Origin of the sequence: Streptomyces sp. NPDC090032 (assembly GCF_044748025.1) — a bacterium.
Classification (GTDB): Bacteria; Actinomycetota; Actinomycetes; order Streptomycetales; family Streptomycetaceae; genus Streptomyces.
Map to the genome: position 1 here is coordinate 262431 of NZ_JBIVFF010000002.1, position 13861 is coordinate 276291.

The following is a 13861-nucleotide window of genomic DNA, read 5'->3' on the forward strand; positions in this document are numbered from 1 at the left end:
GTCCTGGTCGCCACCGGCGGCGCCCTTCGGCCGTACCGGACCAAGGTCCAGGACCGACGTTCCCGGCCGGGCCCGGGAGCGGGATAAACTGCCCACTTGGCGGAATGTCGACAGCAGGTTGTAAGGTTCCGCCTTTTGGGAGTATCCGCGGTCACTCACAGCACGCCGCGGTCCGAGTGACGCGAGGAACGCAGCGGCGATGACGATGACAGAAGACAGCCCGACGGGCGCCACCGACGCCACGGTGGTGTCGCAGGATTCGTTCGGCCCCGGGATCGACCCCGAGCGGCTCGCCGTCTGCCTGAGCGTGCTCGACGAACTCGACAAGCTGGATGTCGACCACCCCGACGCGATCCAGGTCCGGCGGGCCACGGCCGGTGTCTACCGGACCGTGAAGCAGCGCCGCCGCCAGGACCGCCGCGCCGCGAAGACCGCCCACGACAAGGCCGTCACCGAGGCCACCGCGACCGGCTCCGCCGAGCGCATCGACGACGAGACCGAGGGCCTCCTGCCGTCCTCGCAGGTCAAGGAAGGGCAGCTCGCGGGGATACTCCAGCGTCCCCGCTCCTGCTACACCTGCAAGGCCCGGTACGTCGAGGTCGACTACTTCTACCACCAGCTCTGTCCCGAGTGCGCCGCCGTGAACCGCGCCAAGCGCGAGATCCACGCCGACCTCTCCGGTAAGCGCGCCCTGCTCACCGGCGGCCGCGCCAAGATCGGCATGTACATCGCGCTGCGCCTGCTGCGCGACGGCGCCCACACGACGATCACTACACGGTTCCCCAAGGACGCCATCCGCCGCTTCAAGGCGATGGACGACTCGGCGGACTGGATGGACCGCCTCGAAGTCGTCGGCATCGACCTCCGGGACCCGGCCCAGGCCGTGGCCCTGGCCGAGCAGGTCGCCGAGCAGGGCCCGCTCGACATCCTCATCAACAACGCGACGCAGACCGTACGCCGGCTGCCCTCCGCCTACGCCGCCCTCGTCGACGGCGAGAGCGCCCCGCTGCCGGCCGGTGAGCTGCCCGCCCACCACGTCATCGGCGCGTTCAACTCCGGCGCGGTCGACGGCCTGGCCGCGCTTCCCGCCGGAATCGCCGGCATCGATGCCCAGCAGGTCGCCGATCTCGCCCTGGTCGCGGGCAACGCCAGCGTCGCCCGGCACCGGGACGGCAGCGCCATCGACGCGGGCGGCCTCGTCCCGGACGTCGTCGAGAGCAACACGTGGGTGCAGACGATCGAGCAGATCTCCCCGGTGGAGCTCCTCGAGACCCAGCTGTGCAACTACACGGCGCCGTTCATCCTGATCAGCGCGCTGCGCCCGGCGATGGCCGACGCCGCGAAGAAGGCGTCCAGCGGGCGCGCCTACGTCGTGAACGTCTCGGCGATGGAGGGCGTCTTCGGCCGCGGCTACAAGGGCGCGGGGCACCCGAACACGAACGCCGCGAAGGCCGCCATGAACATGGTGACGCGGACCAGTGCCCAGGAGATGTTCCAGACCGACGGCATCCTCATGACCTCGGTCGACACCGGCTGGATCACCGACGAGCGCCCGCACTACGACAAGCTGCGCCTCGCCGACGAGGGCTTCCACGCCCCCCTCGACCTGATCGACGGCGCGGCCCGCGTCTACGACCCGGTCGTCCGCGGCGAGGCCGGCGAGGACCTGTACGGCGTCTTCCTGAAGGACTACGCGCCCGGCAAGTGGTAGTGCCTCAGCGAGTGTCCGGCAGCCGGTGACGGAGCTGCTGGTGGACGGCATCGGTAGGGCCCGCGGACGCGGCCCTGACCCGGGTCCCGCCGTCCACCAGGAGGTCGGCCCCCGTCACCCAGGCCGCCTCGTCCGACACCAGCCAGCGCACCGCACGCGCCACGTCCACCGGCTCCCCGATCCGGGCCAGCGGCAGCCCCGCCGCCACGGACTCCTCGGCGTCCTCCCACACGAAGCGCGCCATCTCCGTGCGCACGAGACCGGGGGATACGGAGTTGACCCGCACCGACGGGGCCAGTTCGCCCGCGAGTTGCTGCGTCAGGTGCAGCAGCGCCGCCTTGCTCGTCCCGTAGGCGCCGACGCGGGGGCCGACGTGCCCGGCGCCCTCCGTGCAGATGTTCACCACGGCCCCGCCGTGCTCCGACATCCACGCCCGCCAGGCGCACTGCACAAGCCGCAGCGGCGCCTGCACGTTGACGGCGAACGCCTCGCGCCAGACCTCCGGATCCGCCTCCATCAGCGGCCCGTACGGTTCGTTGGTCGCGGCGTTGTTCACCAGGATGTCGAGCCGGCCGAACGCGTCGAGGGCCCGCTCCGTCAGCTCCCACAGATGCGCGGGATCCGCGACGGACCCGGCGAGCCCCGTGGCTTCGGCGCCACTCTTCGTCAGCGCGGCGACGGTCTCGCGGACCCCGTCCGGATCGCGCGCCGTCACACACACCCGCGCCCCCGCGCCCGCGAGCGCCTCGGCGACGGCCCGGCCGATGCCCCGCGACCCCCCGGTCACGACGGCCACCCTGCCTTCCAGCGAGAGCTCCGAAGTCATGGGGCGTACGGTCTCATGACAGGGCGTCAGTCCGACATGTCAACTACGTAGCGATGATGTGAAGTTGGTGGACGGGTGCCCCTGCGCGACCAGCTCGGCCACCGGCCGCCAGTCCTCCATCACCCCGGCGTCGAGGCCCACGACCTTGCCCGCGTCGTCCGCCTGACGCAGCGTCACCGCATCGTCGGCCAACGGGTCTTGGGCGAAGGCCACCGCTTCCTCGGGTGTCATCGGCCCGCCCTGCGCCTCCAGCGTGAGCGCGCTCTGCGGCGAAAGTCCGCGCGCCGGGTCCGACATCGCCAGGTAGCGCTTCGCCGGGACGTGCAGCTGCACCAGGCGCGCGACCCGCTCCCCGAGCAGTCCCCGTACCGCGTCCGCTGCCGTGTCCGCGTGGCCCGCGTCGTCGCCCGGGCGCAGCAGGTGGCCTATGTCGTGGACGAGCCCCGCGAGCTGGAGCTCCTTGTCGCTGGGGTGGCCGCGGCGCAGCAGCGCGGCGGTCTGCAGCGCGTGGTCGTGCAGGTCGACGGGGTCCCCGCTGCGGTCGGGGGTGTCCCACGCGCCGCGGCAGGCGTGCAGAAGATCCATCAGCTCGTCGACGCTGCGCAGCTCGACCCGTGTCATGTGTGGCTCCTCCCTGGACCCGCTTGCCGGTGTCCCGGCAGGACACCATGGCCATCTTTCGCCGGGGACAACGGGACATTAACGGCGAGTCCGGACCGGCGATAAGCTGATCGCGGCAGTGATCTTCAGTGCCGGCGTGGCTGCGGGGCCGAGGAGGAGACGGACACGGATGGCAGGCGGGCAGTCCCCGGCGGTGGACGAACCCAGTGATCCGGACTTCGATCTGCGCGTGCCGGACCAGCGGCGCGGCGGCCTGCGGGCCCAGGGCCCGGTCGTGGCGGTGGTGTCGCTCGGCGGCGCCCTCGGCGCCTGCGCCCGCTACGGCGCCGCGCTCCTGTGGCCCACATCGCCGGGCGCCTTCCCGTGGACGACGCTGTGGGTGAACGCGCTCGGCTGCTTCGTGATCGGCGTGTTCATGGTGATCATCACCGATGTGTGGGCGGCGCACCGCCTGGTGCGGCCGTTCTTCGGCACCGGCGTCCTGGGCGGCTTCACCACGTTCTCCACGTACGCGGTGGACATCCAGCGGCTGGTGGACGGCGGCCGGGTCCGGACGGGCCTGGTCTATCTCGCGGCGACACTCCTGGTGGCGCTCGCCGCGGTCGCACTCGCGGTGGAGCTGACGCGCCGCGTACTGGCGTGGAGGAAGCGATGACGCGACTGACCGGGCGTGCCCTGCGGGTGACGGTCTTCGTCGGCGAGCACGACACCTGGCACCGCAAGCCCCTGTACAGCGAGATCGTGCACCGGGCGCACAAGGCGGGCCTCGCGGGGGCGAGCGTCTTCCGCGGCATCGAGGGGTTCGGGGCCTCGTCCCTGATCCACACCTCGCGGCTGCTCTCGCTCAGCGAGGACCTGCCCGTGGCCGTCGTGATCGTCGACACCGAGGGGCGGGTGCGGGCGTTCCTGCCGGAGCTGGACGAGCTGGTGTCCGAGGGCCTGGTCATGCTCGACGACTGCGAGGTCATCCGGTACGTGGGCCGCGAGAGCGGCGGAACGCGGGCGTGAACTGGCTTCTCGTGATCGCCGGGGCGATGGTGGGCGCGCCGCTGCGCTACCTCACCGACCGGGCCGTGCAGACCCGCCACGACAGCGTGTTCCCGTGGGGCACGTTCACGGTGAACGTCTGCGGCTGCCTCGTGCTCGGGCTGCTGACCGGCGCCGTCGCCGCGGGCGCGGCCTCGTCGCAGGCGCAGCTCCTCATCGGCACGGGCCTGTGCGGCGCCCTGACGACATACTCGACGTTCTCCTACGAGACCCTCCGCCTCGGCGAGGACGGGGCGCGGCTCTTCGCCGTGGCCAACGTGGTCGCGAGCGTCGCCGCCGGACTCGGCGCCGCCTTCGCGGGGGTCGCGCTCGCGGACGCCCTCTGGGGCTAGGTCGAAATGGGGCCAGGCCGCAAAAGGCCAGGCCGCAAAAGCCCGGGTCGAGAAATCGGCGGGACGAAAGCCTGAACGCCACGCCCGTCACATCCGTACCCTCCCGTACCAACAAGTAGCTCGCCCGCACGGCGAGTTGACGCCGGTATTGGGAGGACTGCTTGCGACGCATCAACGGGACCGCGCTCATCTTCGCCGCCCTGGTGGCCACCCTGGGCGCGCTCGCCTTTCCGATCTGGTCGTACGCCGACCGCTCGGGCACCGGGCAGGCCAACCTGAACGCGGGCAGCGTGGCCACCCAGTGGGGCCCCCTGTCGGCCACCGACCGGGACTTCCTGGTCAAGGTGCGGCTCGCCGGGCTCTGGGAGATCCCGGCCGGCCAGCAGGCGATGGAGCGGGCGCCGACGCAGGCGATCAGGATGGCGGGCGACCACCTCGTCGTCGGCCACACCGACCTCGACAAGCGCGTCCGGTCGGTTGCGGGCCGGCTCGGCGTGGAGCTGCCGAACCAGCCCAACCCGCAGCAGCAGGGCTGGCTCGACCAGCTGACCGCGGCGAGCGGAAAGGACTACGAGAACAAGTTCGCCAACCTGCTGCGCGACTCCCACGGCAAGGTCTTCGCGCTGATCGCCCAGGTCCGCCACACCACCCGCAACACCCTCGTCCGCGAGCTCGCCACCGACGCCAACCAGACCGTCCTCGACCACATCACCATGCTGGAGAACACCGGCGACGTGGACTTCGACGCCATCGCGAACGAGGCGGCGGGCAGCGCCACCGCCAGTCCCACCGGACCGCCGCCCCCGGGAGGCGTGCTGCCGCCCGCTCCGAACCCCGCCGAGCCCTCCGGTTCGCCGTATGTCACGTCCCAGCCGTCTGCCGAGCCGACCGACGATCCGGGGCGATCGATCAATACGGACCGGCCTGATCCAGACGAAATCCCCTAGTCATCGCCCAGTCGGGTGTCATATTGCCGATGGCCGAATGAATCCCCGGCGGCCCCCAGCCGTCTCTCTGGTTTCGGCCCCATCGAGCGGGGCCCTGCTCATATGGATACTCTGTAGCCGACGGACAGCACAACGCGGTCCTACCAGCACCCGTGGTCCGTCGCGGGACGGCCCCATCCTGGGCCGCCCAGGCAGGAAACCGGCGCCACCGCGCCCGAACCGGTATCGAAACCAGGCCCGACCGGGCGCCGGAAGCCCGACGGGAACGCCGGGCGGGACGCGCCGGACAGGGTTACCCGACACACAAGGAGTGCGCGGTGACACCAGAGAAGACGAATCGCGAGCAGCGCCCCCGAGAACGCACGGAGCGCGCGGGACGGCGGCCCGAGAAGCTGGGCAGCCTCGACGTCTGGGCCCGCTCGGCCCCGATCAGGCTCGCGGGCTACGAGGAGGACCTAGCCGAGCCCCACATCCTCCCGAGCGTGGACTGACGGACCCCCGCCCCGTAACCGCCCCTGACTGCGCGTGCCAGACTCACGCACATGCTGATCAGGGACGCGGAGGACAAGGACTGGGCGCAGATCTGGCCGTTCTGGCGGCGGATCGTCCGATCCCGCGAGACGTACGCCTGGGACCCGGACACCCCCGAGGCGCAGGCCCGGACCCTGTGGATGGGTCCGGGCAAGCGTGTGTTCGTCGCAGAGGTGGACGGCGCTGTCGTCGGCTCGGCCTACGTCACGCCGAACTACGGCGGTCCCGCCGCCGGCATCGCGAACGCGGGCTTCATGGTCGACCCCGCCCACGCCGGCCACGGCATCGGCCGCACCCTTGCGCAGTACGTTCTGGAGCGTGCGAAGGCCGACGGCTACCGCGCCATGGTGTTCAACGCGGTCGTCGAGACCAACCCCGCCGTCGCCCTGTGGACCTCCCTCGGCTTCACGATCCTGGGCACGGTCCCGGACGCGTTCGAGCACGCGCGGCACGGCCGGGTGGGGCTGCACATCATGTACCGCGCGCTGTGACGCGCCGGCCCCCGACAGCCCCGGGTCCCCGCGGACCTGGTTCGCGCCTTCTTCGCACCCGCTGACAGACGGCCGTTTTCGGACATTCGTCGCGGGTGCCCGCCGCGGGCTCGGTGCCGATGAGAGGTCATCGGATCACTCTCTCAACTTCCGCCTCTGCGCGGCCCATTGACGTGCCCGCGGACCCCTACCATCATCAGACCTCCGATGAATGCCCAGCCTTGAGCCGCATCAGGGAGTGCTGAGTATGAGTTCGTACCCAAGACGCCAGGTCCTCGGAACAGCGGCGGGCATGGCCGCCGTGGCCGCGGTGCCGCTCGTCGCCGCCGGACCGGCGGCCGCGTCCGACGCGACGGCCACCGAGCGGACCGCCTCCGCGGACGCCGTCTGGGGCCCCGTCCCCGACCCGGTGCCCGTTCCGCTCGACGCCCACTTCGACAACGACGGCGTCGACACCTCGGCCGCCCGCGGCGGCGACTTCGACGGCAGCGGCTACACCTTCCCCGGCGAGGAACTGCCCGCGGGGCGCGTCGAACTCGACGGGATCGCCTACGACTTCCCGTCGTCGGCGGCGGGCGCGAAGAACAACATCGTGGCCATGGGGCAGCGCGTCGAGCTGCCCAAGGGTCGCTATCTGTCCGCCCTGTTCCTCACCGCGGGCAGTTACGGCAACGCGTCCGGCAGCGCGACCGTCCACTACGCCGACGGCTCCACCGCGAGCGCCGGACTCGGCGGCGCCGACTGGTACTCCTCCGGCGGCCCCCTCTCCGCCGCCTACCGCTACAAGCCCGACGGCACCAAGGACACCAGCCGCGTCGGCATCGGCACCAGCGAGATACCCCTCGACGCGCAGCGCGAGGCCGTCGCGATCACCCTGCCCAAGCTCAACCCGGCCGAGGAGAACAAGACCGCCCTGCACGTCTTCGCGCTCTCGCTCCAGCCGGCCGCGCAGGGCCGGGCGCTGGCACTGCGCGACGCGCGCTCCACGTTCTCGCTCCTGGAGTCCACCGGCGCGCAGAGCGTCGAGGCGACCGTCGTGAACGCGGGCACCGTCGGCATCGTCACCGGCGACGCCCTCACCGTCAGCGTCGACGTGCCCGGCGCCCGCACCGTCGAGCCGGCCCGCGTCACGCGCCTCGCCCCCGGTGAGCAGGCCCGCGTCCGCGTCGGTATCCGCAACCGCGCGGGCACGGCGCCCGGCACGATCCAGGACGGCAAGGTCGTCGCCACCGGGCGCGGACACGAGGCCGCCGCCAGCTCCAGGAAGCTCACGCTCGGTGTCCCCGACTACGAGCCGACCGACGCGTCCCTCTCCGGACACCAGGCCCCGTACTGGTTCCACTCCGCGAAGTTCGGCATCTTCATCCACTGGGGCGTCTACTCGGTGCCCGCGTGGGCGCCGGTCGGCAAGCAGTACGCCGAGTGGTACTGGGACCAGATGCAGGACCCGAACAACCCGACGTACGCCCACCACAAGGCGACGTACGGCGAGGACTTCGCGTACGACGACTTCATCCCGATGTTCACCGCGAAGAAGTGGGACCCGCGCGCGTGGGTCGAGCTGTTCCGGGACGCGGGCGCCCAGTACCACGTCCTCACGTCGAAGCACCACGAGGGCTTCGCGCTCTGGGACACCAAGGTGTCGGACCGCAACTCCGTGAAGATGGGTCCCAAGCGGGACATCATCAAGGAGCTCTTCGAGGCGTCCCGCCGCTACACCCCCGAACTGCACCGCGGCCTGTACTTCTCGATGCCCGAGTGGTTCAACCCCGACAACCCGTGGATGGGGCACGCCCCGCGCAACCCGTACACCCTGGAGCCCGTCCCCTACACCGGCTACACCTCCGGCAAGGACTACGTGAAGGGCCTCCAGGCCCCGCAGATGCTGGAACTCATCCACGAATACGACCCGCAGCTCCTGTGGTGCGACATCGGCGGCGTCAACGACTCGCACAACGTCCTCGCCGAGTTCTTCAACCACGGCAAGAACCGCCCGAAGCCCTACGAGGTGGCCGTCAACAACCGCTCCGGGATCGGCTTCCACGACTTCACGACACCCGAGTACACGACGTACGACAACACCGTCGTCGCCAAGTGGGAGTCCAGCCGCGGACTCGACCCCTACAGCTACGGCTACAACGCCGAGACGCCCGACGACAAGTACATGACCACCGAGGAGGTCGTGCACAGCCTCGTCGACATCGTGTCGAAGAACGGCAACTTCCTCCTCGACATCGGGCCGCGCGCCGACGGCACCATCCCGGAGATCATGCAGACCCGGCTGCGCGAGACGGGCCACTGGCTCAAGGTCAACGGCGAGGCCATCTACGACACCACGTACTGGTCGCGGATGGCGCAGCTCGGTGAGGACCTGCGGTTCACGGTCAGGCCGAACAAGGCGTTCTACATCCATTCGCTCGCCGAGCCGGGCGCACAGCTCACGGTCGAGGCCGCGGTGCCGGTCAGGGCCGGGGACAAGGTCACGATGCTCGGCTACGACCGTCCGCTCAACTGGCGTACCACGGGCGGGAAGTTCGTCGTGGACGTTCCGGCTGCGGCACGCGCGGCGGGCGAGCACGTGTGGGTGTTCAAGGTGGAGTGGAAGGGCTGAGGTATGACGGGGTGAACCCGTGAGTGAGTGAGTGAGTGAGCAGCGGCGGACGGGTCGGGGGCCGTCCGCCGCCTGTCGTGCGTGCCGTACCCAGTCCTCTGATTCATCCGATGAGTTCCGCGAGATGTCCAAGTGATTGCAAGGAACGATCCATTGACACTCCCTCACGAGGGCTTGAATCATCGGACCTCATGACGGATCCGAGCTCCAAGATCACGCCCCGGCGACGCAGACACCGACTGATCGGCACCGTAGCGGCGTTCCTCCTGCTTGCGGCACCGGCCCCCCTGGCGCGTGCGGCACCCCAGGACCCCATGCCCCGCACCGTGCCGAGCCTCACCAACTGGACGCCAGAACAAGGCAGTTACTCCTTCGGGCCCGGCGCCCGCCTGGTCGCGCACGACGCCGCCTCGCGCCGCGTCGCCGCCACCCTCGCCGATGACCTGCACTCCGCGGGCAAGGGCACCGTGCGGGTCACCGGCGGTCCGTCCCGTGCCGGCGACATCGTGGTCGATGTGGAGCCGTCAAAGAGCGGATCCCTGGGCGCCGAGGGCTATGAACTCCGTGCCGCACAGCGGCTCGAGATCACCGGAGCGGCCGAAGCCGGAGCCTTCTACGGCACCCGCACCCTCCTCCAGCTCCTCGCCCAGGGCGACCAGGTGCCGGCCGGACGCACCGTCGACGTGCCCCGGTACAAGGAACGCGGCGTCGGCGTCTGCGCCTGCTACGTGCACATCTCCACGGACTGGATGGAGAACCTGGTGCGCGACATGGCGTACCACAAGCTCAACCAGCTGCTCGTCGAGCTGAAGGTGAAGAGCGACCGGCACCCCGAGGCCAACACCTGGGGCTACTACACCAGGAGCGAGATCCGCCGCCTCGTCGCGCTCGGCGAGAAGTACCACGTCACCATCGTTCCGGAGATCAACTCCCCGGGGCACATGGACCCCTGGATCGAGAACCGCCCCGACCTCCAGCTCACCGACTCCGACGGCAAGCCGCAGCCGTCCCGCCTCGACATCACCGCACCCGCGGCCTTCGACTACTACAAGAGCCTCATCGACGAGTACGGCGAGGTCTTCCCCGCCAAGTGGTGGCACATGGGCGCCGACGAGTACATGCTCGGTTCGGACTTCGCCAAGTACCCGCAGATCGAGGCGTACGCGAAGAAGAAGTACGGCGAGAACGCCACGCCCCAGGACGCGTTCATCGACTTCGTCAACCGTGTTGGCGAGTACGCCGCGAGCAAGGGCAAGCGGCTGCGCATCTGGAACGACGGCCTCACCGGCGCCAACACCGTCCCGGTGACGGCCGGCACGACCATCGAGCACTGGCTCGGCGTCAACGTGAAGCCGAGCGAGCTCATCGCACAGGGCTACCCCGTGATGAACTCCGCCTACGCCCTCTACCTCGTGCGCGGCGGCTTCCACACCGACACGCAGAAGCTCTACGACGAGCAGTGGGATCCGCGCAGCTTCGAGGGCGAGAAGCTCGCCTCCCGCGAAGGCATCACCGGCGCCAAGATCAGCCTGTGGCCCGACAACGGGCGGGGCGAGACGGAGAACGAGGTCGCCGCTGCGGCCCGGCTGCCCCTGAGCCACATCGCGCAGGCGACGTGGAGCGACCCGCACCCCGACGCGACGTACGCCGGCTTCACCGCACGGGCCGAGGCCGTCGGCCGGGCACCGGGACAGCGCGACCTGACCCGGCCGCCCGTCGCCGACGGCACGTACACCCTCGCCGACACGCGCCACCACACCCAGGCGGCCGGCTTCGAACTCACCCGCACCCCGGACGGCTATCTCACCCTCAAGTCCACCGCGACCGGGAGCTGCCTGGAGACCCGCAGCGGAAAGCTCACCCTCAACGTGCCGCTGCAGCCCGGCTCGGCGGTGACGCAGGAGACCTGCGACGCGAAGAGCACCCTTCAGCGCTGGCAGGTGTCCCGCGCCGGCGGTGGCTACGTGCTCACCAACGCCGTCACGCGCATGACCCTCGACGCGACATCCGACGGACGCCTCGTGCAGAACCCGCCCGACCAGCAGAACCCGACCATCTGGACGCTGACCCAGCGCTGAACCGGCGCTGTCCCGAAGGGATCCCACCCGCAGATGACCGTCAGCAGACGACTCTTCATGGCCGCCGCCGTGACCACCGCCGTGGCCGCGTCGAGCAACTCCCTCGCCCTGGCCACCCCGGCGGCGACCCGCACCACGGCGGAAGAACCCCACTTCCGCATCCCCATCAGCACCGAGGACTCCCCGGAGGACCTGGTCGCCAAGGCCTCCCAGGTCCGCCCGACGAAGCGTCAGATCGCCTGGCAGAGCCTGGAGAAGACCGCCTTCCTGCACTTCGGGGTGAACACCTTCACCGGCCTCGAATGGGGCACCGGCGACGAGGACCCCAACGTCTTCCAGCCGACCGGGCTCGACACCGACCAGTGGGCACGCGCCCTGCGCGACGGCGGATTCAAGCTCGCCATCCTCACGGTCAAGCACCACGACGGCTTCGTCCTCTACCCGTCCCGCTACACCAAGCACAGTGTCGCGTCGAGCAGTTGGCGCGGCGGCCAGGGCGACGTACTGCGCTCCTTCGCCGGCTCCATGCGCAAGTACGGCATCAAGGTCGGCGTCTACATCTCGCCCGCGGACGAGAACCAGTACCTCGACGGCGTCTACGCCAACGGCAGCGAGCGCTCCGCCCGCACCATCCCCACGCTCGTCGAGGGTGACGACCGGGCCGGCGCCGACGACATCCGCACGTTCACGCTCGACGCGACCGACTACGGCGCCCACATGCTCAACCAGCTCTATGAGGTGCTCACCGAGTACGGGCCCGTCGACGAGGTGTGGTTCGACGGCGCGCAGGGCCGCATCCCGCCGGAGAAGGTCGAGACGTACGACTGGGACAGCTGGTACGCGGTGATCCGCGCGCTCGCCCCGGGTGCCACCATGGCCGTGCGCGGGCCGGACGTGCGCTGGGTGGGCAACGAGGGCGGGCTGGCGCGGGAGGACGAGTGGAGCGTCGTCCCGGTCAAGGACTCGGGCAACGGGAGCGTCGACTACGCCCTGCGGTACGACGCGCCGGACCAGGGCAGTCGTGACGCGCTCGCGCAGTCCCGCGCCGTGGCCCAGTACCTCCAGTGGTGGCCCGCCGAGTGCGACGTCTCCATCAGGCCCGGATGGTTCTACCACGCGGACCAACAGCCCAAGAGCGTCGACCAGTTGGCCGACATCTGGTTCCGGTCCGTAGGCCGCAACTCCGTGCTGCTGCTCAACATCCCGCCGGACAAGGACGGCCTGCTGCCCGCCGCGGACGTGGCGCGGCTCAAGGAGTTCCGCGAGCGCATCGACCGCGAACTGCCCGAGGATCTTGCGGCCGGCGCCCGCGTGCGGGACGACCGCGAGGGGACCCGAACCGTGGACCTGGGCACCGAGCGGGAGGTCGACCGGATCCGGCTCGCCGAGGACATCCGGCACGGGCAGCAGGTCGAGCAGTTCGTCGTCGAGGCGCGGGTCGGCGGCGCCTGGACGGAGGTGACGCGGGCCGGCACGGTCGGCGCGAGCCGCGTCCTGGTCCTGCCGGCGCCGGTGAAGGCCCGCGAGTGGCGCCTGCGGATCACGCAGCGACGCAGCGGACCGCACATCGCACGGTTCGGGCTGTACCGCTCCCGGGTCTGAGCCGCGAAGCGAGGTGTGTGTGGGGTGGCCCGCCGGGTGCGGGCCACCCCACGCGTGCGAGGATCGGCCGATCCGGTCCAGCGTGTGTACGAGGCGGAACCATGACTGCGGAAGACATGACCCCGAAGGCGGCCTGCTGCGCCGCGCGCCGTGAAGGTGCCGGCGAGCCGCAAACCCTGCCGCTCGCTCCGCCGGCCCGTCGCGCCTCCGGCAAGGGCATGGCGAATCTGCCTGGAGGTACGTTCCGGATGGGCAACGAGGACGACCGGGCTAACCCCGGCGACGGCGAGGGACCGGTCCGCGAGGTCACCGTCGGCCCCTTCCGGATCGACGAACACGCCGTCACCAACGCCCAGTTCGCGACCTTCGTCAAGGAAACCGGCTTCGTGACCGCCGCCGAGCGCTTCGGCTGGTCGTACGTCTTCGCCGGGTTCCTCGACCCCCGCCTCGCCCGCGCGACGCCCGCGCCCGCCGGCACTCCCTGGTGGCGGGGCGTCGAGGGCGCGACCTGGCGCACCCCGGAAGGCCCCGGCTCCGGCATCGGGGACCGGGCGCGGCACCCCGTGATCCACGTCGGCTGGGACGACGCGAGCGCCTACGCCGCCTGGGCCGGCAAGCGTCTGCCCACCGAGGCCGAGTGGGAGTACGCGGCCCGCGGCGGCCTCGACCAGGCCCGCTACCCGTGGGGTGACGAGCTGACCCCGCGCGGCCACTGGCGCTGCAACATCTGGCAGGGAGAGTTCCCCGTCGTCAACACCGGCGAGGACGGGCACACCGGCACGGCGCCCGTCGACGCCTACCGGCCCAACGCGTACGGCCTCCACAACACCGTCGGCAACGTGTGGGAGTGGGTCGCCGACCGGTTCACCGCCGAGCACCCGGCGGGACCGCTCACCGACCCGCGCGGCCCCGCCGAGGGGGACACGCGCGTGATGCGCGGCGGCTCGTACATGTGCCACGACTCGTACTGCAACCGCTACCGCGTGGCCGCGCGCACCGCCAACACACCGGACTCCAGCAGTGGGAACTGCGGCTTCCGGTGTGCGGCGGACGTGTAGGGCCTG

The 13861-nt window shown here is 70.9% G+C and carries 13 protein-coding genes; 11 read left to right on the forward strand and 2 right to left on the reverse strand.

Annotated elements, in window-relative coordinates; all coding sequences use genetic code 11:
* The first annotated feature begins 199 nt into the window (after window positions 1–199).
* Window positions 200–1711 carry an SDR family NAD(P)-dependent oxidoreductase gene (locus ACIPWY_RS04920; protein ID WP_383887536.1) on the forward strand — a complete coding sequence of 504 codons (1512 nt, stop codon included), beginning with the start codon at window positions 200–202 and terminating at the stop codon, window positions 1709–1711.
* 4 nt (window positions 1712–1715) lie between these two features.
* Here ACIPWY_RS04920 and ACIPWY_RS04925 read toward each other — a convergent pair whose 3' ends face one another.
* The gene (locus ACIPWY_RS04925; protein WP_393703018.1) at window positions 1716–2537 is read right to left on the reverse strand and encodes an SDR family oxidoreductase; all 822 of its coding nucleotides are present in this window, start codon (window positions 2535–2537) and stop codon (window positions 1716–1718) included.
* Between the two features lie 39 nt (window positions 2538–2576).
* Window positions 2577–3158, reverse strand: coding sequence for an inositol oxygenase family protein (locus tag ACIPWY_RS04930; RefSeq protein ID WP_362905020.1), 582 nt, complete (start codon window positions 3156–3158; stop codon window positions 2577–2579).
* Window positions 3159–3327: 169 nt separating this feature from the next.
* On the opposite strand from ACIPWY_RS04930, the gene crcB (ACIPWY_RS04935) reads away from it, so the two are divergent.
* From crcB (ACIPWY_RS04935) to ACIPWY_RS04980, 10 genes are all read left to right on the forward strand, one after another.
* Window positions 3328–3813: a fluoride efflux transporter CrcB gene (gene crcB / locus ACIPWY_RS04935; RefSeq protein WP_362905018.1), complete on the forward strand. Its 486-nt coding sequence runs from the start codon at window positions 3328–3330 to the stop codon at window positions 3811–3813.
* Entirely contained in the window at window positions 3810–4166 is a 357-nt protein-coding gene (locus ACIPWY_RS04940) for a DUF190 domain-containing protein (protein WP_389546114.1), read from the forward strand. The genes crcB (ACIPWY_RS04935) and ACIPWY_RS04940 overlap by 4 nt, the downstream gene beginning before the upstream one ends.
* Window positions 4163–4537, forward strand: coding sequence for a fluoride efflux transporter CrcB (gene crcB, locus ACIPWY_RS04945; protein ID WP_362905014.1), 375 nt, complete (start codon window positions 4163–4165; stop codon window positions 4535–4537). Before ACIPWY_RS04940 ends, crcB (ACIPWY_RS04945) begins: the two co-directional genes overlap by 4 nt.
* Window positions 4538–4698: 161 nt before the next feature.
* Complete coding sequence (locus tag ACIPWY_RS04950; protein ID WP_362905012.1) at window positions 4699–5484, forward strand: DUF4142 domain-containing protein; 786 nt, start codon at window positions 4699–4701, stop codon at window positions 5482–5484.
* Window positions 5485–5801: 317 nt separating this feature from the next.
* Window positions 5802–5975 (forward strand): hypothetical protein, encoded by a 174-nt coding sequence (locus tag ACIPWY_RS04955; RefSeq protein ID WP_362905011.1) that lies wholly within the window; start codon window positions 5802–5804, stop codon window positions 5973–5975.
* Window positions 5976–6026: 51 nt separating this feature from the next.
* Window positions 6027–6506 (forward strand): GNAT family N-acetyltransferase, encoded by a 480-nt coding sequence (locus tag ACIPWY_RS04960; RefSeq protein ID WP_362905009.1) that lies wholly within the window; start codon window positions 6027–6029, stop codon window positions 6504–6506.
* Window positions 6507–6753: 247 nt separating this feature from the next.
* A complete protein-coding gene (locus tag ACIPWY_RS04965; RefSeq protein WP_401532243.1) occupies window positions 6754–9117 on the forward strand; it encodes an alpha-L-fucosidase in 2364 nt (787 codons plus the stop codon).
* A 191-nt stretch (window positions 9118–9308) separates the two neighbouring features.
* Window positions 9309–11195: a family 20 glycosylhydrolase gene (locus ACIPWY_RS04970; protein WP_401532245.1), complete on the forward strand. Its 1887-nt coding sequence runs from the start codon at window positions 9309–9311 to the stop codon at window positions 11193–11195.
* Window positions 11196–11228: 33 nt separating this feature from the next.
* Window positions 11229–12797, forward strand: coding sequence for an alpha-L-fucosidase (locus ACIPWY_RS04975; RefSeq protein WP_401532247.1), 1569 nt, complete (start codon window positions 11229–11231; stop codon window positions 12795–12797).
* 101 nt (window positions 12798–12898) lie between these two features.
* Window positions 12899–13855: a formylglycine-generating enzyme family protein gene (locus ACIPWY_RS04980; RefSeq protein ID WP_401532249.1), complete on the forward strand. Its 957-nt coding sequence runs from the start codon at window positions 12899–12901 to the stop codon at window positions 13853–13855.
* Window positions 13856–13861: the final 6 nt, after the last annotated feature.